The following is a 21,046-nucleotide window of genomic DNA, read 5'->3' as shown; positions in this document are numbered from 1 at the left end:
CAAGGATCGGCTTTCGTTAACTGTCTTTTTAGCAGAGTTTAGTTATCTATCACTTATTTAGCGAATTCAACACCAATCTCAATATCGCCATTTAACGTTTCTAGCATGCTGTCTAGTGCGTTGCGTTCGAAGTCGCTCAACTCACCGTAGCTAAGGATCGCTTCTGCGCCCTCTTTGCCAAGTTTAACTGGTTGTGCGAAGAATGGCGCGTGCTCGCCTTCGCCTTCAACGTATGCACACTCAATCACGTTCTCTTCGCCTTGAAGCGCTTTCACTAGAGCAAGACCGAAGCGACAAGCCGCTTGACCCATAGATAGAGTAGCACTACCGCCACCCGCTTTAGCTTCAACAACTTCAGTACCTGCATTTTGGATACGAGTCGTTAGCGCTGCGATCTCTTCATCAGTGAACTCTACGCCTTCAACTTGAGAAAGAAGAGGAAGGATCGTAACACCTGAGTGACCGCCGATAACAGGAACACGAACATCGCCTGGATCTTTATCTTTAAGCTCAGCAACGAACGTTTCAGAACGAATCACATCAAGAGTCGTAATACCGAATAAACGACGCTTGTCGTAAACGCCCGCTTTCTTAAGTACTTCAGCAGCGATTGGCACTGTTGTGTTTACTGGGTTAGTAATGATACCAACACAAGCTGTAGGACAAGTAACTGCAATTTTCTCAGCTAGAGACTTAACAATGCCAGCATTAACATTGAAAAGATCCGCACGATCCATACCAGGCTTACGAGCTACGCCCGCAGAAATAAGTACAACATCCGCACCTTCTAGTGCTGGTGTTGGATCTTCGCCCGCATAACCTTTGATCGAAACAGGGGTTGGGATATGGCTAAGATCGGCAGCTACACCCGGTGTTACCGGTGCAATGTCGTAAAGTGCAAGATCTGAACCAGCAGGTAGACGGTTCTTAAGTAATAGGGCTAGGGCTTGACCGATGCCACCAGCGGCACCAATAACAGCTACTTTCATTGTTATTCTCCTTGAGAGCTTTCTCTTATAAATTCTTTGTAGGGTAGTTCTTGAGCTAGATTAAGGCTAAAAAGCTAAATTATCGTTAAAAAACTATATTAATCACAAAGTGATTACAATCAATTAACGCCAGCTTTGCGACTTCGCGCAAGTCAATAAAACCGTGCTACACAGCGAGTTCGCATTATGGCGATAATCGACTGAAATAACAAAATAACTCGTCGCAAATAACACATTATTCTATTAAAAATTTACAGTGATATGACTAACAAATTACTGGGATACTTTGGCTAAAATTGAATATGTATGCGAGAATATGCAAATATCTTTGTTAATGAATAAGAATGACATATGCGCAATACAGAAAAACAAGACAACTTAGTTCGCGCTTTTAAAGCTCTATTAAAAGAAGAACGTTTTGGTTCGCAAGGTGAAATTGTTGACGCCCTCAAACACGAAGGTTTTGAAAGCATCAACCAATCCAAAGTTTCGCGTATGTTAACCAAGTTTGGTGCTGTTCGAACTCGCAATGCAAAAATGGAGATGGTTTACTGCCTTCCAGCTGAACTTGGTGTTCCGACAGTTTCTAGCTCTTTAAGAGAGTTAGTACTAGATATTGACCACAACAATGCATTAGTTGTGATACACACAGGCCCTGGTGCTGCACAACTTATCGCTCGTTTATTAGACTCATTAGGTAAGTCAGAAGGCATACTGGGTGTAGTCGCAGGCGATGATACAATCTTCATCACCCCAACCTTGACGGTCACCACTAAGCAATTGTTCGATTCAGTATGCGAACTGTTTGAATACGCTGGCTAATTGTTCCCGGTTTCATAACTATCAACCGTACTAATGGATCATGAATATCTATTTACTTCGTGATCCAAATCACATCCTAGAATATATCCCCCCTCCCCCTGTTATCTACACTAAACCATTGATTTTAAAAAAATCAGTAGCAAATTAAACACGATATCTAAGCCTCATTTGTTAGATTTATTAGCTATATCTTTTAACATTCGAGTAATTTTCTGCCAATTTTTGATATTATTCAGACACTTTTTCATCACATGGATTGAAAAAGGTGCCGTTTCCAAATAGGAAACTCCAGAAACAACTACACTTGTTTCAGGGTTAATAATGAATAAAGGAAGGGAAATTCATGGCATTTACCAAACTGATTAAAGTTGGTGCTATTGCAGCTGCTGTAATGGGCGCTGGCGCAGTTAATGCTCAAGAGTTCATCACAATTGGTACTGGTTCAGTTACAGGTGTTTACTACCCAACTGGCGGTGCAATTTGTAAGCTAGTGAACAAGGGCCGCAAAGACCACAACATCCGTTGTTCTGTAGAGTCTACTGGTGGTTCAATCTACAACGTTAACACCATCCGTGCTGGTGAACTTGATTTCGGTGTTGTTCAATCGGACTGGCAATACCACGGCTACAACGGTACAAGTAAGTTCAAAGATCAGGGCGAATACAAGAAACTTCGCGCTATGTTCTCTCTACATACAGAACCGTTCAACATCATCGCTCGCACCGATGCTGGTATCAACAATGTTGCTGACCTTGCTGGCAAGCGTGTAAACATTGGGAATCCAGGCTCTGGTGATCGTGCAACCATGGGTGTTGTAATGGACGCTATGGGTTGGACTAACGACAGCTTCAAGCTTGCTTCTGAACTAAAAGGTTCTGAGCGCTCACAAGCACTTTGTGATAACAAGATTGATGCATTCATCTACATGGTTGGTCACCCGAACGGATCAATCAAAGAAGCAACAACGTCTTGTGATGCAAAACTGGTTTCAGCAACAGGTCCACAGATCGACAAGATCGTAGCTGAAAACCCATACTACGCTTACAGCACAGTTCCTGCTGGCATGTACCGTGGTACAGACGCTGACGTAAACAGCTTTGGTGTTGCTGCAACAATGGTAACGACTTCAGACGTTTCTGAAGAAGTTGCATACAACGTTGCTAAGGCAGTATTTGAAAACTTCGCTACATTCAAACGCCTGCACCCAGCATTTGCTAACTTGAAGAAAGAAGACATGGTTAAAGCGGGTATCTCTATCCCACTTCACCCTGGCGCAGTAAAATACTACAAAGAAGTAGGTCTTCTAAAGTAACTCTACTTTAAGCTTACTCTACCAATAAGGAGGCATGCCCTCCTTATTGGCTTTTCACGTTTATAAAAATAACCCAAGTGAAAAGAGCAAACCTTTAAGTTTCTCCAATTTGGAGAACTTACCTTCGTATCAAGCCTAAGACAAAGACGAACAAAAACGCATTTACCTGTCAGTTCACTACACTAGATAAGGGATAAATAATGTCTCGTTGTTCGTAAGAAAGGCAGACCATCAATAATAAGGATAAAGTACATGACGCAGACAACAACACCGTCTCCAGATGTGCAAGAAATGGTGGCACAATCAGATACTGGTGCGCGTAGCCCTCACGGTATCCAAGGCCGTATTTTATGGTTTGTGCCTCTATGTTGGTCACTGTTCCAACTTTGGTATGCATCTCCGCTGCCGTTCATTTTTAACTTCGCAATTTTAAACGATACTGAAGCTCGAGCAATTCACCTTACATTTGCTATTTTCCTAGCCTTTACCGCTTATCCAGCCATGAAAAATTCGCCTCGGGATCGCATCCCTGCTGTCGACTGGATATTAGCGCTTGTTGGTAGCTTTTCAGCTTCTTATATCTATATTTTCTACACTGAACTCGCTGAACGTTCGGGCGCACCAACAACATTTGATATTGTTGCGGCCGTTTTCGGAATGATTCTACTGCTTGAAGCAACACGACGCGCTTTAGGTCCACCTCTTATGGTTGTGGCAGCAGTATTCCTACTTTACACCTTTGGCGGCCCTCACATGCCAGACGTTATTGCCCACAAAGGTGCGAGCCTAAACAAGGCAATGTCGCACCTGTGGCTAACAACTGAAGGTGTATTCGGTGTTGCACTTGGCGTATCAACATCATTTGTATTCTTGTTTGTACTGTTTGGTGCAATGCTAGAACGAGCAGGCGCCGGCGCGTACTTTATCAAAGTCGCGTTTTCCTTACTTGGCCACATGAAAGGCGGCCCAGCGAAAGCAGCCGTTGTCGCTTCTGGCCTATCCGGCCTGGTTTCAGGCTCATCTATCGCCAACGTGGTAACCACAGGTACCTTTACTATCCCGCTAATGAAGCGTGTCGGTTTCCCAGGTACTAAAGCAGGTGCGGTAGAAGTCGCGGCTTCAACGAATGGTCAATTAACACCACCTATCATGGGTGCAGCAGCCTTCTTGATGGTTGAGTATGTGGGTATTTCTTACGTAGAAGTAATCAAAGCAGCACTATTGCCCGCTCTAATCTCTTACATCGCTCTGATTTACATCGTTCACTTAGAAGCATGTAAAGCGGGCATGACTGGCTTACCTCGCCGTCACACACCGACACTTGTACAAAGCCTACTTTCCTTCACGGGTACCATTCTTGGGCTATGTGTGATTAGCGCTGCGGTTTATTACGGTGTAGGTTGGACAAAAGATGTCTTTGGCGATGCTGCAACACCAATCGTGACAGTAGCGCTATTGATCGCTTATGTTGCCCTCGTTCGCGTATCAGCAAAGTACGCCGCTGAAGGCGGCATGGAAATCGATGCTGAGCTTACTGAGGTTCCAGACCCAGGCCCAACGATTAAATCAGGTCTTCACTTCTTACTACCGATTGTCGTACTAGTATGGTGTCTAACCGTTGAGCGCTTCTCTCCGGGTCTATCTGCATTTTGGGCAACAGTTTTCATGATCTTCATTTTGATCACTCAGCGTCCTTTGATGACTCTGATGAACAAATCGAACGATCTTGCAGAACAAACCAAAGCGGGCTTCGTTGACCTCGCAGAGAGCTTGGTTTCAGGCGCACGTAACATGATCGGTATCGGCGTAGCGACAGCGGCTGCTGGTACCGTTGTAGGTGTAGTAACTCTGACCGGTATCGGCCTTGTTATGACCGATTTCGTTGAATTTATCTCAGGCGGTAGCATCATTCTTATGCTGTTGTTTACCGCGGTAATCAGCTTAATCTTAGGTATGGGCTTACCAACCACAGCGAACTACATTGTTGTTTCAACCTTGATGGCTCCGGTCATTGTTACCCTGGGCGCAGCACACGGCCTAATCATTCCATTGATTGCGGTTCACTTGTTTGTGTTCTACTTCGGTATTCTTGCGGATGATACACCTCCAGTAGGTTTGGCAGCCTTTGCTGCCGCCGCGATTGCGAAATCAGACCCAATTCGCACTGGTATTCAAGGTTTTACCTACGATATCCGGACCGCGATATTGCCATTCATGTTTATTTTCAACACCCAACTACTGTTAATGGGGATTGATTCTTGGTGGCACTTAGCGCTGACTATCTTCTCCTCTGTTACTGCAGTACTTATCTTTGCAGCAGCAACACAAGGATGGTGGTTTACTAAGAACAAGTGGTGGGAAACATTACTGCTGTTGATTCTAACCTTCTCTTTCTTCCGCCCTGGTTTCTGGTGGGACATGATCTATCCAGAGAAAGTTCTTTCACCAGGAGTTGAGATCGCTCAAATCACAGAGAATCTATCTGTGGGACAATCACTTGAATTGAGAGTAGGTGGTGAAAACTTAGAAGGTAACTATTCTGAGAAGACAGTTCGCCTTCCGTTTGAAGATTCTGCAACAACAAGTGAAGACCGTATTGCTTCAATGGGCTTAATGCTGACACAAGCTGACGACAAAATGATTGTTGATATGGTTGAGTTCGGTAGCCCTGCAGAAGCCGCTGGTATTGACTTTGATTGGGAAATTAAATCCGTTATCCAAGATGCAGATCGACCAATGAAAGAGTGGGTGTTCTTGCCTGCCCTACTGATTTTGATTGGTTTAGCAATGAACCAAAGAAGGCGTGCTCGTAAGGATGAGATTAGCGCGTAATGGATAGAGCCAAGTAGCGCTCTACTCTATTTGGCTTTTTTACTACATGGAAAAGATAATTACAGCGTTTGGTGTTTACTTAGCGCTGCTCAAAAAGAGACGAATACATGTATAGACAGATCCTTGTTCCCGTAGATCTTAACGACAAAGGCTTTTCAGACAAAGCTGTCGAGCTAGCGGTATGGCACGCAAAACACAGCAATGCTGAGATCCATATTCTGAACGTACTACCTGGCATTCACATGTCGATGGTTGCGTCTTACTTCCCAAAAGATGCGGCGAACCAAATGAAGCTCGATGTTAAAAATCAGCTGAAAGAGTTTGCCGATAAGCACATCGATGATGAAGTGGTGTATAAGGTTCATGTTGCCGAAGGCAAAACCTACACAACGATCCTAGATTACGCTGAAAAACTTGGTGCCGACCTTATCGTCATGCCTAGCCACAAGCGTTCAAAAATCGACAAAGTTGTACTGGGTTCAGTCGCGAGTAAAGTCGTACAGAACTCACCAATCAATGTGTTAGTGGTTAAGCCTCAAGGCTAACCCGTTCGATAAACGTTAAGATAAACACCTAAAAAGGTTGGCCTAAAAGCCAACCTTTTTGTTTCTGCAACGCTTAATTAGCGTCCATGAAGACACTCATATCATGAATGAACTCACTCACTAAGTTCTGTGGCTTACCCTCAACAAATGCCTCGATGTTATCCATTAAGATATCCGACAGTTTTTGAATTGAGCTGTCACTGCCCCATGCCACGTGAGGCGTTAATAGTAAATTGGATAAGTGACTGTTAGCCAATAGTGGATTCGACTTGTCCGCAGGCTCTTGTGTAAACACATCCATACCCGCACCTGCAATCTGATGATTGACCAAAGCCTCAACCAAAGCTTGTTCATCGACAAGCCCTCCACGCCCCGCATTAATTAATACCGCACTTGGTTTCATCATTGCTAGCTCTGGCTCTGAAATCAAATTGCGAGTTGCTTCGGTTAACGGACAATGTAAGCTGATCGCATCGGCTTGCTGTAAGACAGCATCGAAAGGCAGATACCCTTCTCGACAAGAATCAGCCCCTTTACGTTCTGCGAAGATCACTTTCATTCCAATCGCTTTAGCCAGTGCGGCAGTTGCTTGTCCTAAGCTCCCACTGCCCATTAAGCCCAATGTACTGCCTGCGATATCTTGAATCGGATGGGTAAAGAAACAGAACTGTTTATCCTTTTGCCACTCACCAGCTTCAATATCTTGATGGTAACCAACGAGATTACGCTTTAACGCAAATAGCATCGCGATTACATGTTCGGGAACCGATTGAGTCGCATAACCTTGGATATTAGCCACTGCTATGTTTTTCTCATTGCAGTAATCAACATCAACGTTATTCACACCCGTCGCAGAAACCGCTATTAACTTAAGTTGTTGTGCTTGAGATAAATTGCCTGCGTTGAGCACAACCTTATTGGTGATAATCACGTCCGCGTCCAGGACTCGCTCTGCAACTAGATCGGGAGCTGTAAAATCATACTCCAACCACTCATGTTCAAAGCTGAGCGGTTTTAAATGGATTTGAGATGGGATGGTGGCTCTGTCGAGAAAGACCACTTTCAACTTCGGCATTGTACGTCCTTGAGTTTATGTCAATTGAGTCATTCTAAGCTTTTAGCTTACTGTAGTCTGGAAGCTCTGGCGCAATTTCAAAGTGCTGTTCAATTTGCGCTCGTGCTTGAGGATAAAAGTCACAAGGGACAAAGGCTTTGAATAATTGATTGGTGCTCGGATGATAAAAACTCAATTCACAAGCGTGCAAAGCTAACCTATCGCTATAATTAAACGCATCTGACGTTGCGTAAAACTCGTCGCCTACAATTGGATTCCCTAGCGCCATGCAGTGCACGCGTAACTGATGGGAACGACCCGTAATAGGAAGTAACTTCAACAGTGTGGTTTGAGGCTCTTGTTGTTCGACGATATAACGAGTCTGAGAGGGTTTTCCATCCTCGAAGCACACTTTTTGTCTCGGTCGATTTGGCCAATCACAAATGAGTGGCAGATCAATCAAACCTTCTGCTTTTTCCAATCGGCCCCATACTCGCGCGTAATAGAGTTTGTGTGTCAGTCGATATTGAAACTGCTTCTTCAAATGACGCTCAGCTTGTTTGTGTTTAGCGAGCAGCATCAAGCCCGATGTCGACATATCCAAGCGATGCACCACCTGAATATCTGAAAAATCCACGACTAGGCGACTCCACATACTGTCGTAATGCTCTGGTAACCTCCCAGGAACTGAAAGTAAGCCAGCAGGTTTATTTACCACAAGAATATCGTCATCTTGATAAACAATATCAATCCAGGGGTCACGCGGTGGTGCGTAATGTTCTAACGCCATTCTAGCCTCTAGTTACTGTTAAATAATAACTTATGGTCAAGTTGTTTATTAAAAAATACAATTTAAGTCTTTTTTGTACATAAAAGTTGACGACCTTACAAAACATGGTATTGATAGGGGAACGGAAAATAAGAAGTCAGCATCAAAGGAAAAATGATGGAAAGTACGGTTAAAACTACAACAACAAAAGCACAAACCTCTGCTCCCCTATCAACGTTAATTCGGTCTCTTGGCCCAGGTATTATGATGGCAGCAGCTGCTGTGGGAGGTTCACATTTAGTTGCATCCACTAAAGCTGGTGCGATATATGGCTGGCAACTTGCCGCTCTTATTATCCTCGTGAACCTATTTAAGTACCCGTTCTTTAAAGCCGGCATCCAATATACATTGGGAACGGGTCAAAGCTTGGTGGAAGGTTACTCTAACTTAGGTCGCCCTTACCTTGTGATCTTTTCTATTTTGAGTGCTATTTCAGCCGTTGTGAATACCGCAGCCTTACTGTTATTCAGTGCAAGCTTACTTAGCTACTTTGTTCCTTTTGATTTGGCCACCAGCACATTGTGCATGATCGTTTTAGCGACATGCTTAATCATTCTATTCGCCGGCCATTATCGCGCTCTCGACACGCTATCTAAATCGATCATGGCGATACTGACCATCACAACCTTAGCGGCAGTCGCCATTGCGATTGGCTCTCCCGTTGAACCTGATGCGGCTTTTGTTCCACCGTCGCCTTGGTCATTGGCTGCTATCGGCTTTATCGTGGTAACCATGGGTTGGATGCCAGCTCCTATCGAGATCTCAAGCATCACTTCTATGTGGCTAAAAAGCCAAAAAGAGAAACAAGAAGTGACCGCTCAATCAGCCCTGTTCGATTTCAATGTCGGCTACATTGGTACAGCACTGCTTGCTTTAGTATTCGTTGCTTTAGGTGCGCTAGTCCTTCACGGTTCAGGTGTTGAACTGTCTCGCTCTGGTGTTGGCTTCACTCATCAATTGGTGGGTATCTACGCTTCGACGATTGGTGAATGGTCTCGTCCATTAATCGCTCTGATCGCATTCTTCTGTATCTTTGGCAGCACCATTACCGTTATCGATGGTTATTCACGCGTGCTTGCTGAATCACAACGTCTATTATTTAAAAAAGAAAGCAGCCCAAAAATGCTACAGGGTTGGATCGTCATCGTCTCTCTCGCAGCACTCTCCATCGTGATGTTCTTCAGTGCTGCTTTAATGCCTATGCTTGATTTCGCGATGGTACTTGCTTTTGCAACTACGCCATTCTTCGCATTGCTTAACTTCATCTTAGTCAGTAAAACAAAGCTTCCAAAAGCGCTCGCGATTGGCACTAAGCTAAAATGGTTGTCTGTCGCAGGTCTTATTTACCTATTTGGTTTCCTAGCCGTATTTGTTTGGTGGAAATGGTTAATGTAATTTCTTTGCCATTGCACGCTTCAACAATCAAAACACCTTTCAAACGCTAGATAAAAAGAAGGCCTTCATCATGAAGGCCTTCTTTTGTTAAAGCATTTACTAATTCAAAACTAGTTGTGAGAAACCACTATCAAACGTAGTGAATCTAATTGAACCTGAGCTTTGCTGATGTAACCTGTCAGTTCATTGATTTGAGCTTCGATAACCTCTAGCTCTTCATCACGAATATTAGGGTTCACGGCTTTAAGCGCTTGTAGACGCTCTAATTCACCGTTCAGGTTAGTCTGCATATCTCGTTGAGCCTGTTCACGCACTTCTTCCACTTTAGGAAGTACGTGCGTCTCACCCGCTTCAATTAGCTTGTGAATCTCACCTTGTACCGAGTTCACTAGCTTGCTCGCTAAGTGACGGTTTACTGGGCTTAGTTGACGGTTAAAGCTGTCGAACTCAACCTGAGCAGATAAATCGTTACCACGGCCATCCATCATCAAACGAATTGGCGTCTTAGGTAAGAACTGGCTGATACCGCTGCGCTTTGGCGCTTGCGCATCCACAAGGTAAACCAACTCGAGCAAGATAGTACCCACTGGCAGCGCTTTGTTTTTCAGTAGCGATACCGCTGATGCACCGACACCTTCACTCAGTAGCAGATCAATACCGCCCTGAATCATTGGGTGTTCCCAGCTAATGAAGTTCATGTCTTCACGAGACAGCGCAGTATCACGATCAAACGTAATCGTTGCCCCTTCATAAGGTAAACCTGGATAGCTTGGCACCATCATGTGCTCAGACGGCGTTACAACTAGCGCATTTTCACCCTTGTCATCTTGGTTCAGGCCAATGGTGTCAAACAGGCTCAGTGCAAAAGAAACTAGGTTAGTGTCGCCATCAGTAGACGCGATCTTTTCTGCAATCTCATGAGCTTTATCGCCACCATTTGAATGCATCTCTAGTAGGCGATCTCGACCCTTTTCTAGATCTGATTTCAGGCTTTGGTTTAGCTTCGCTGACTCTTCAATCACTTCATCCAATTGCTCTGTGTTACCAGAAGCTAGCATCTCGATAAGAACATCTGAGTACTTGTCGTAAACCGTGCGACCGGTTGGGCAAGTCTCTGCAAACGCATTCAAACCTTCATCGAACCAACGCGCTAGAATCGCTTGTGATGTGCCTTTTAGGTAAGGAACATGAATGTCGATATCTCGAAGCTGACCGATACGGTCCAAACGACCAATACGTTGCTCAAGCAAGTCTGGGTTGAACGGTAGATCGAACATCACAAGTTGGTTAGCGAACTGGAAGTTGCGACCTTCAGACCCGATTTCACTACAGATAAGCACCTGAGCACCGCCCTCTTCTTGAGCAAAGTAAGCCGCCGCTTTATCTCGCTCTAGAATCGACATGCCTTCGTGGAATACGGTTGCACGCACGCCTTCACGTTCACGCAGTGCTTGCTCTAATTGAAGAGCCGTACTCGCACGCGAAGCGATTACTAGGATCTTTTCGCTGCGCTTGTCTTGGATCTTTTCAATCAACCAGTTAACGCGTGAATCGAACTGCCACCAGCTTGAGTCTTCACCTTCAAACTCTTGGAAGATCTCTTCTGGATACAGCATCTTCATCGCACGAGCTTCAGGAGCCATCTTGCCGCCGATCATGCCAGATACGCGCATTGAAGTTGTGTACTGCGTTGGAATTTCCATCGGCAGTAAGTTTACATTACGCTTAGGGAAACCTTTGATTGCAGCACGTGTGTTTCTGAATAGAACACGACCTGTACCATGGCGATCCATAAGGTTATCAATCAATTCTTGACGAGCTAATGCTTGCTCTTCTTCGCTGCTATCACCTTCAATGATGCGGAACAAAGGCTCAACATCTTGCTCAGAAAGCAGTTCAGTAATCTGGTTCTTCGCGCTGTTTTCAAGCTTCACGCCAGAGAACAGTGCAGTAACTGCATCGGCAACCGGTGCGTATTGGTCTTCTTCTTCAACGAATGCTTCGTAATCGTAGAAGCGATCAGGATCCAGAAGACGCAAACGTGCAAAGTGGCTCTCACGACCAAGCTGCTCAGGCGTTGCTGTCAGTAGCAGTACGCCAGAGGTATTTTCAGCCAAACCTTCAACCACTTGGTATTCGCGACTTGGTTTGTCTTGGCTCCACTCAAGGTGGTGCGCTTCATCGACAACCAACAGATCCCACTCACCCTCAAGTGCTTGTTCGTAGCGCTTGCGGCTCTTACGTAGGAAATCCAAAGAACACAGAACATATTGTTGTGTATCGAATGGGTTATCTGATTCTGCAAAGGCTTCAATACAACGCTCTTCGTCAAAGATAGAGAAGTGCAGATTGAAACGGCGCATCATCTCTACTAACCATTGGTGTTGCAGAGTTTCAGGTACCACAATAAGAATACGTTCAGCACGGCCAGACAAAACTTGTTGGTGGATGATCATGCCCGCTTCGATGGTTTTACCTAGACCCACTTCATCGGCCAGCAAAACACGTGGAGCGTGACGACGACCCACCTCATGAGCAATATACAGCTGATGAGGAATTAAGCCTGCTCGCATACCACACAAGCCACGCATTGGGCTCTTGTGTTGTTGATATTGATTGCTTAGCGCGCGGTAACGCAACACAAAGTTATCCATACGGTCGATTTGGCCCGCATACAGTTTGTCTTGCGGCTTATTAAAGCGGATTTGATTGCTTAAGAAGATTTCACGCAGAGTCACCTCTGTTTCTTGAGTATCTTCACGCGTACCTAAATACGTCAGCAGCCCTTTATCTTCGATAATTTCTTCGACAGATAAAGACCAACCTTCTTGGCATTCAATGACATCGCCTACATTAAACGTTACTCGGGTTACGGGAGCATCAGTACGTGCATAGACACGGTTTTCTTCTGACGCTGCAAACATTAGTGTCACTGTACGAGCATCCATTGCTACAACGGTACCTAAACCTAAATCGCTCTCCGTATCGCTTATCCAGCGTTGCCCCAAAGCAAATGTCATGAATCGACTACCTCAATCTTATAGTTGGAATTTGGTCATTTGAACTGCAATTTAAACAAGAGCGTTATCGCTCCTGCATTAAAAATATAGCCAAAAATGCCTAGTTTGCAGCCACTTTTTAAGTGCGCTCTCGATAATAAATATCTCAAGAAAATGGTGCAGAAAAAGGTCGCTAATATTACTCGATGCTGTGATTTAGGTCACGCCTAAAGGCGATGATTTCACACTTTTTTTCTGTTTTCGCCAATGCAATCAAACTGTCAAAAAATCATGGTTAATCTATAGGTAGCAGATTACTGCTCTTAAATGAACACGCCATATTCACTCACAACGATATGTCGATATTCCTCTAGATGAAGTTTAGGTAAGTAGTTGACTATCACCAGAATGAGCTACTAATCTTTATATGAGCTTTATCTACGTTCAATGAATGCAAAGCAAGCCGTACGACGGCAAGGAGATGCTATGGGCGAGACCAACCGGAAGCTATTTGTTTTAGACACCAATATCCTACTTCACGAACCCTTCGCTATATTTTCTTTCCAAGAGCACGATGTCGTTATCCCGATGACCGTGCTAGAAGAACTCGACAGAATCAAAGACAGTAAAAGAGACGTTGCTCGAGATGCGAGAATTGCGATTCGCACGCTCGAAGATTTATTCAGGGAAGCCACACCCGATCAAATCTCGGAAGGCATTCCTTTCTCTAAAGAAATAAACGCATCCGGCAGTATTTCCATACTCGCGGACTACGAACTTCAAGAAAGCATTAAGGCCTTCGCTGATGATAAGGCAGGCGATAATCGAATCCTCAACGCCGTCCTCTACCTTCAAAACAAACGCGCGCCACGTGAAGTGGTTCTCATCACCAAAGACATCAACATGCGCTTGCGAGCCAAAGGCGCAGGTGTTCGCTTCGTTGAAGATTATCAAACAGACCAATTGATCGATGATATCCAATACCTGACTAAAGGCTTTCAGCAACTCGAAGGGGCATTTTGGGATGGCATTGATAATGTCGAGAGTAAGGCTCTAGGGGGAAAGACGTTACACACTCTAGCAAGAGCACCTTTCGAGCCAACCTTTCTCAACCAATATGTGATTGACGAGGAGAGTGACTTTGCCGCTCGGGTCGAAGAGATTGAAACCGAAACCATCACTCTGAGAGATCTTAGTCGTGAACGGTTGATGAACCGAAGAGCATGGGATATTACACCTAAGAACATCTATCAAGGTATGGCGATCGACGCCCTACTCGATCCCGATATTGACCTTGTGATCCTAACGGGGGCTGCAGGGAGTGGTAAGACACTGTTAGCTATGGCTGCAGCGCTAGAGCAAACCATTGAGCGTAAACATTTCGATAAGATCATCGTAACTCGAAACACGCCCGATATTGGCGAGTCGATTGGCTTTCTTCCCGGAACCGAGGAAGAAAAGATGTTGCCATGGTTAGCAGCAGTAACGGATACCTTAGAGGCGCTACACAAAAATGATCATTGCACAGAAGGCTCAATGAAATACATCTGTGATAAAGCCAATATCCAATTCAAATCGATCAACTTTATGCGTGGCCGCTCGATCCAAAATGCGTTCGTTCTTCTCGACGAGTGCCAAAACCTAACCGCTTCACAAATCAAAACCATCATCACCCGCTGTGGTGAAGGCACCAAGATTGTCTGTTCAGGAAACCTAGCCCAAATAGATTCTTCCTACTTAACCCCTGTGACTTCAGGTTTAACCTACATGGTTGAGCGTTTTAAAAACTTCGAAGGCAGTGCCAATATCCACCTCAATGGCGTGGTACGTAGCCGACTGGCAGAGTTTGCCGAAGAGAACATGTAGCAACTCGATACACTCACACTGAATCCGTAATCTAAAAACAAAAAGCGCCTCACATTGGAGGCGCTTTTCAATTTAATCTTTTGAAGTAAGTTGGCAGAGATTCTTCTGAATTACTCAGTACCACCCACCGTTAGCGAGTCTAGCTTCAATGTTGGTTGACCAACACCAACAGGGACACTTTGGCCTGCTTTACCACACACACCCACACCACGGTCTAGGCTAAGGTCGTTACCCACCATAGACACTTGCTGCATCGCTTCAATACCAGAACCGATCAGCGTTGCACCTTTCACTGGGTGAGTAATTTTGCCGTTTTCAATCATGTACGCTTCAGAAGCTGAGAACACGAACTTGCCAGAAGTAATATCTACCTGACCACCGCCGAAGTTCGGCGCGTAGATGCCTTTCTCAACAGTAGCAATGATCTCTTCCGGTGTGTGCTCACCCGGCAGCATGTAAGTGTTTGTCATACGCGGCATCGGAAGATGTGCGTAAGACTCACGACGACCGTTACCCGTAGGTGCTACATCCATTAAACGAGCATTAAGCTTATCTTGCATGTAACCTTTTAGGATGCCATTTTCGATCAGCGTGTTGTACTGACCATTAACGCCTTCATCATCAACGTTCAATGAACCGCGCAGGTCAGTCAATGTACCATCATCAACGATCGTACATAGGCTTGATGTAACTTGTTCGCCAACTTTACCAGAAAATACTGACGACTCTTTACGGTTGAAGTCGCCTTCTAAACCGTGGCCTACCGCTTCATGCAGTAAAACGCCTGGCCAGCCAGAACCTAATACTACAGGCATCGCACCTGCAGGTGCCGCAACCGCTTCGAGGTTAACTAAAGCTTGGCGAATCGCTTCATCTGCAAATTGATAAGCAACCTGAGAGCCATTAGCATCGCTTAGGAAGAAGTCATAACCAAAACGACCACCACCGCCAGCACTACCGCGCTCACGACGATCGCCTTTTTGTGCCAGTACACTAATAGACAAACGAACCAGCGGGCGAATATCACCAGCATAAGTGCCGTCAGTTGCAGCAACCAGCATCTGCTCATGCACACCGCTTAAACTCACCGAAACCTCAGTAACCATCGGTTCTTTAGTTCGAATATAAGCATCAAGCGCTTTGAGTAATTCTGTTTTTTGTTGTTTTTCCCAGCTAGCGAGTGGGTTAACCGCATCGTAATAAGCTTGGTTAGAATTGCGTTTGAAGGCCTGTACCTTGCCGTTTTGACCTTGCTTAGCGATACCACGCGCAGCAATCGCACTCTGCTTAAGACCGTCTAGTTGGATTTGATCAGAGTAAGCAAAACCGGTTTTTTCACCCGATACCGCTCGCACACCAACACCGCAGTCAATATTGAAAGAACCGTCTTTAATGATGCTGTCTTCTAGCACCAAGGATTCATGCCAGCTTGACTGAAAATAGATATCAGCATAATCAATTTGGCGGGTAGCAATGCTCGCCAATGTATCTGCGATATTTTGCTCCGTAAGCCCTGTCGGGTTCAGTAGCGCTTCTTCAATTTGATTAATGCTCATAAATGGCTCTTATTTGTAATTAAAATTGATTGGTGAATCGAGAATGTTGCGTTATCGGCATATTTTGCCTAATTGACTCACAACTGGATATGTCTATCTCGACCACCATACTTTTAGGCTCTTGGTCTAATTGTGCGACCACTCGTCCCCATGGATCAACCACCATTGAGTGTCCCCATGTTTCTCTTTGACAAGGATGCTTACCTCCTTGTCCTACCGCGACAATCCAAGATTGTGTTTCGATCGCACGACACCTTAATAAGGCTTCCCAATGCGCTTGACCAGTCACAGCTGTAAACGCCGCCGGTACGATAATGATCTGCGCACCTTGCTTGCGTAGCTCTGAATACAAGTGCGGAAAGCGCACATCATAACAAATACTCAAACCTAAGCGACCAAAAGGCGTTTCCGTCGTCACAACGCGATCACCCGGAGTGAAAATATCGGACTCTCGATAGCATTTGTGCGCATCGGCCACGTCAACATCAAACATATGTAACTTATCGTAATGTGCAACTAAGCAGCCAAAGTCGTCAATCACCAATGTTGTTGTAGTCACGCCTTCAATCGTGCTTATCGGCATGCTACCGACAATAATCCAGATTTGATGAAACGAAGCTAATTCAGACACTTTCTTCTGCAACGGGCCATCATTTAAGGGCTCTGCATACTGGTGATAGTCGGCTTTACTGCCAAAAACTAATGCATTTTCAGGGCAAACTACCCACTTAGCCCCTAGTGCTTTGCACTTTTCTACTTCTTGAACAAGATAATCAAAGTTTAACTCAGGACTAGGACCTGATGTCATTTGAATCAACCCAACACAATCCATGTGTATAGTTCCTCCATTCATTATGATTCAGAAAACAGCGTTCATCGTATGTTAATCAGCAAGTGTATTGACCAACTAAAGTATTAGCTCATTTGTCTATTGACCTGTTCGAGTATGAGCTATTCAAGCATTCACGACTATTGAGCTAATTTCCTAAGCTTTTCGGGTAACTGAAACTCACCAGAGCTACGAGAAAGCTCACTCACCGTTGGTGAATCCAATGGTCCTTTTACCGAATAATTAACTTGGGTAAAAACTTCAACAACTGGAGAAATAACCGTAGTCACCGCTAATACGTACAGCGCCGTTTGAGGGGTTACCGCAAAGGCCGTTAATACAGGAATGCCAGAGGTAATATCTGGGGTAAAATTAACTTCCGCATCCACCTGGCGGGTATTAAGATTAGCGATACCTTTGATCTTCATCTCACCAGCAACGGCATCCATGTTTAAGTCATTAGTCAGAAAGATACCATTTTGAATCTTACCCGTTCCTGTGATGCTGTTGAACGCCATGCCTTTATCAAACACGTCTGAGAAATCGAGCTGCATCTTGCGGATGATCGAATCTAGGCTAAACAGGCCAAGTAAACGAGCCGCACCGCTCACATCCGAGATAATACCTTTACCAAACTTGGTTTTAACGTTGCCATCAAGGGTATCCATTTTAATCCCCCAAGGCGAACCATCCCAATTTAATTGACCTTCCAACGCGAATGGTGCTTTTTGAATTCCTGAAGTAATACCGAATCGTTCCATCAATTCACTGTTGTTTTCACCTTCTACATCAACAGCCAACGATGAATGACTCTTGTCACCATTCAGTTCCCACCAACCGCTGATATCGGCTTTATTGCCACCACTTCGAACCTGGATCTTATTCCACTCTATCCGATCTTCGTTCCTAACCACTTCAACATCAACCTTGCCAACCTTGTAACCTTGCAGCCAAAAGTCGTTCAAAGTTAACTTCAGGTTCGGCATCGCATCGTGGATCTCTCGATCCAAATCAGAGATCAACGGTGCTTCTTGCGCTTTACGTTGTAGCAGCTGCTCTTGGTTTTTCTGATCGCTCCACTCTGGAACAAACAAATGTAAACGATCTAATGAAACCGTTAAATCGTAAGGAGGCAGATAATTAATATCTCCTTCGATCTCTTGGCTAGAGACTTCCATTTGCCATGCTTGTTTGTTTTTACGAGCACTAAAGTCGACATCATTCCAAGGAATGCCACCTAAAATTAGCTCCTTACTCTCGAACGTAACACGGCTTGGCGCAGGAATTGTTGGAGTATTCATTTGACTGAGCACGGCGTTTGAAGGCTTCACAGGCTCCATCACGACCGATAACCAATCATCAGCATTGAACTTATCAGTACGAATTAATGCATGATGGCCAACGACAGGGCTAATTTTGTAACCTCCTCGACCAAGCACTAAATTGGTCGCCGTTAACTGAGGAACACCACCTGTGATATCAATTTCAGCCTGATATTTGGTACTAGGGAGCTGTAAACGTGCAGTAATCGCTTCTTGGTTGCCCGAGGCTTGTAACCTTGCAGAGCCACTTTCTAATGACTTTTTCGCCAATGGATATGGATAATCACTGGCCAAATACTTAAGATCTGACTGCAAATCCAATTGGTAACTAAAACCGATATCGTTAAGCTGAATATCAATTTGGCTTTGCCACTGAGCATGCCCAGACAAACGGCTTAGCCACTGTTCACCAATGTAAGGCTCTAGAGGTTTAACATCCCAATCGCCTAGAACATCGATATCAACCGCGTAGCCCGGGCCATCATTCAAACCTTTGAAATCAAGAGAGATACCCTGTTTAAGTAAATCTGCAGCAAGGCCATTCGCCGTCACTACATCATTATCAAACTCAATACGTCCAGTGGTGTTTTCAAGTACCATCGGCGGAGCTTCAATCTCGACATGGTTACCATTGAGATCAGCATAGCCCCACGCTCTTGCTTCCTTTTCAGAATCAAACGGAATATTAAGCTGAAACTCGGATGACACATCGCCACTCACTTGAAGCGCAGTTAAGGCAGCCCCGACTGAATCGACGAGTGGAGAAGCTGTCATGTAATCACGTACCGCATTGCCAGACGCGGTTGCTTTCGCTTCAATTTCAATATGGCCGCCTTGCCCTAAATAAGGAATACGCCCCGTAATACGATCTGCAGTGACATCCATTAATTGAGCTGAGCGAGAATCCAAGTGCATCGCATCATTTTCAAATAACAGATCAAGCTGAAGATCGGTAATCAAAGGCCAGCCGGTATCAAAACTAAATTTCGCGTTTTCTAACCCAACCCAAACTTGGAAAATACCATCATGATTGGTATACGGATATTGAGCTAATTCACCATGCCAAAGTAATTTAACGGTGTCGGCTTTACCGGCTTGAATCGCCGTGGAAAGGTAATCAGTTAAGTCTTGGCCAAGTGCCAATGTCGGTAAATAACGCCAGGTTTCACCAACATTGTAAGCGTTCGCTTCACCATAAAAAGAAAGATAAGGGCTTGCGTCATTTGGAAAATCTAAACGAAATGCGCCGAGAACTTGTAAATCTGGCGTTGCTGCCGTGATTTTATCCGACCAAAGCTTCCAGCCGTTTTCATCCTGCTGCCAAACAATGTCAACCTGACCTTGTTTGATATTTAGAGGGGCTTGGAAAACATCGCCATAAGGAAACACATCATCAATAACATGCAAGCTGGCTTTCGCTTCAGATGCTGAACCAAGAACACTGCCTGACACTTGGCTAAAGCCTGGAACTAACTCCCATTGCTCGATAGCCATATCAGAAAAACTTGCAGAATAACGCAAGCTTTCGATGCCTGAATCCATGGAGACGCGAATATCAGAAACCAAACCGCCTGGAGCCAACGAATTAATCATTTGAGTGGATTGCTCGGAATCAGGCAACAACTTAATTAGCGGAGTAATGGTGGCAATATCCAACTCAGAAACGTTGAGTTGCCACGGACCTTTGTTCCATTTGAATGCAACATCGAGTTCTGGCCAAGGCGTGTCATCGGTTCTTAAGTTAAGTGAGTGACCATTTACTTGCCAGCCATTTTCCAACGGAGAAAGTTTAAACACGCCAGATTCAATCATCAAATCGTGGCGCCCGTCTTCATTCCAAGTCAGTTCAGAAGGTAATACCTCAACGTAAGCGCTCACTGGCTTACTGTTTTTCAGAGTTAACCAACTATTAAGGCTCACCGTACCCGTTTCCACACCGGACTCTGCCTGCATGTAACGCGTTAACCAAGGTTTTATCGAGATGCTATCCGCGCTCACATAGAACTCACCCGACATATCGGTCAGCGAGCCACCATCAACAAAGTTAGCACTCACTGACAGGGAGTTTAAGTTGGCATCTTTAATACTCACCACACCTTCTGCAAGGTGGTGTTTACCTGAGTTTTGCCATTTTAAAGTTTCTATGTCGAGTTGACGTTCTTCATCAGAGATTGCACGGTATAAAAGGGTTGAGTCTTTAGCCGTCACATCCACTAAAGTTTTCAGGAGTAGATTATCCAGTTCCTGTATAACCCGCTTTGAAGAATTCGACTTTTTCGGTTTCTGTTGGCCGTTTTGACCAGCAAACAGATCAATAGATCGGATATCAAGATACATTTGGTTCATGACCAGATCGGCCACAACCGGACGCATCTGAACGAACGATTGAATCAAGTCAAACTCAACTTCAACACGCTCAACAGAGAAAGTGACATCTTCTGCATTAGGAAGGCTGGCTTTAACACCTTGTAAAGCTATAGAAGGGTGAGTGTTGCGCCAAAAACCGCCCACATCTTGAATGGAGAATTCAAAACCGGAATGTTGATTTACCCAAACCTCAATTTCAGATTGATATTTGTTTAAATTAGGTAAGGCTACACGAAGTGTAGTCACGGCAATGGCTAGCGTTACTAAGAGAGTAACCACTAACCATAAACATGCACGAAGAATCAGAGTAGCGCTTGAGCTCACAAAAT

General features: G+C 44.8%; 13 protein-coding genes. 6 read left to right on the top strand and 7 right to left on the bottom strand.

Annotated features, from left to right (window positions below; all coding sequences use genetic code 11):
- Positions 1–53: 53 nt before the first annotated feature.
- Positions 54–989 carry a malate dehydrogenase gene (gene mdh / locus ACFI6G_RS19930; RefSeq protein WP_010434414.1) on the bottom strand — a complete coding sequence of 312 codons (936 nt, stop codon included), beginning with the start codon at positions 987–989 and terminating at the stop codon, positions 54–56.
- A 351-nt stretch (positions 990–1,340) separates the two neighbouring features.
- Between mdh and argR the strand changes: the two genes are divergently transcribed.
- From argR to ACFI6G_RS19910, 4 genes are all read left to right on the top strand, one after another.
- Positions 1,341–1,811 (top strand): transcriptional regulator ArgR, encoded by a 471-nt coding sequence (gene argR, locus ACFI6G_RS19925; protein ID WP_010434411.1) that lies wholly within the window; start codon positions 1,341–1,343, stop codon positions 1,809–1,811.
- A 343-nt stretch (positions 1,812–2,154) separates the two neighbouring features.
- On the top strand, positions 2,155–3,123 hold the full coding sequence (locus ACFI6G_RS19920) for a TAXI family TRAP transporter solute-binding subunit (RefSeq protein WP_010434410.1): 969 nt from the start codon (positions 2,155–2,157) through the stop codon (positions 3,121–3,123).
- A gap of 252 nt (positions 3,124–3,375) precedes the next feature.
- Positions 3,376–5,955, top strand: coding sequence for a TRAP transporter permease (locus tag ACFI6G_RS19915; RefSeq protein ID WP_010434408.1), 2,580 nt, complete (start codon positions 3,376–3,378; stop codon positions 5,953–5,955).
- 107 nt (positions 5,956–6,062) lie between these two features.
- Positions 6,063–6,500, top strand: a complete 438-nt coding sequence (locus ACFI6G_RS19910; RefSeq protein WP_010434405.1) for a universal stress protein — start codon at positions 6,063–6,065, stop codon at positions 6,498–6,500.
- A 73-nt stretch (positions 6,501–6,573) separates the two neighbouring features.
- Here ACFI6G_RS19910 and ACFI6G_RS19905 read toward each other — a convergent pair whose 3' ends face one another.
- On the bottom strand, positions 6,574–7,575 hold the full coding sequence (locus ACFI6G_RS19905; protein ID WP_462710438.1) for a D-2-hydroxyacid dehydrogenase: 1,002 nt from the start codon (positions 7,573–7,575) through the stop codon (positions 6,574–6,576).
- 34 nt (positions 7,576–7,609) lie between these two features.
- The gene (gene rluA / locus ACFI6G_RS19900) at positions 7,610–8,344 is read right to left on the bottom strand and encodes a bifunctional tRNA pseudouridine(32) synthase/23S rRNA pseudouridine(746) synthase RluA (protein WP_016788306.1); all 735 of its coding nucleotides are present in this window, start codon (positions 8,342–8,344) and stop codon (positions 7,610–7,612) included.
- Between the two features lie 156 nt (positions 8,345–8,500).
- On the opposite strand from rluA, the gene ACFI6G_RS19895 reads away from it, so the two are divergent.
- Positions 8,501–9,778, top strand: a complete 1,278-nt coding sequence (locus ACFI6G_RS19895) for an NRAMP family divalent metal transporter (protein WP_102277584.1) — start codon at positions 8,501–8,503, stop codon at positions 9,776–9,778.
- A gap of 110 nt (positions 9,779–9,888) precedes the next feature.
- Here ACFI6G_RS19895 and rapA read toward each other — a convergent pair whose 3' ends face one another.
- Complete coding sequence (gene rapA / locus ACFI6G_RS19890) at positions 9,889–12,798, bottom strand: RNA polymerase-associated protein RapA (RefSeq protein ID WP_010434393.1); 2,910 nt, start codon at positions 12,796–12,798, stop codon at positions 9,889–9,891.
- A gap of 465 nt (positions 12,799–13,263) precedes the next feature.
- Between rapA and ACFI6G_RS19885 the strand changes: the two genes are divergently transcribed.
- Positions 13,264–14,643, top strand: coding sequence for a PhoH family protein (locus ACFI6G_RS19885; RefSeq protein ID WP_010434391.1), 1,380 nt, complete (start codon positions 13,264–13,266; stop codon positions 14,641–14,643).
- Between the two features lie 110 nt (positions 14,644–14,753).
- Here ACFI6G_RS19885 and tldD read toward each other — a convergent pair whose 3' ends face one another.
- The 3 genes from tldD to ACFI6G_RS19870 form a co-directional block, all read right to left on the bottom strand.
- On the bottom strand, positions 14,754–16,199 hold the full coding sequence (gene tldD, locus ACFI6G_RS19880; protein ID WP_016788308.1) for a metalloprotease TldD: 1,446 nt from the start codon (positions 16,197–16,199) through the stop codon (positions 14,754–14,756).
- Between the two features lie 19 nt (positions 16,200–16,218).
- A complete protein-coding gene (locus ACFI6G_RS19875) occupies positions 16,219–17,031 on the bottom strand; it encodes a carbon-nitrogen hydrolase family protein (protein ID WP_010434386.1) in 813 nt (270 codons plus the stop codon).
- 137 nt (positions 17,032–17,168) lie between these two features.
- Positions 17,169–21,041, bottom strand: coding sequence for a YhdP family protein (locus ACFI6G_RS19870; RefSeq protein WP_462710437.1), 3,873 nt, complete (start codon positions 21,039–21,041; stop codon positions 17,169–17,171).
- Positions 21,042–21,046: the final 5 nt, after the last annotated feature.

The organism is Vibrio sp. PSi01 (assembly GCF_054960695.1).
The sequence above is the reverse complement of the archived record's forward strand: the minus strand, read 5'-3'. Positions and strand labels throughout refer to the sequence as shown.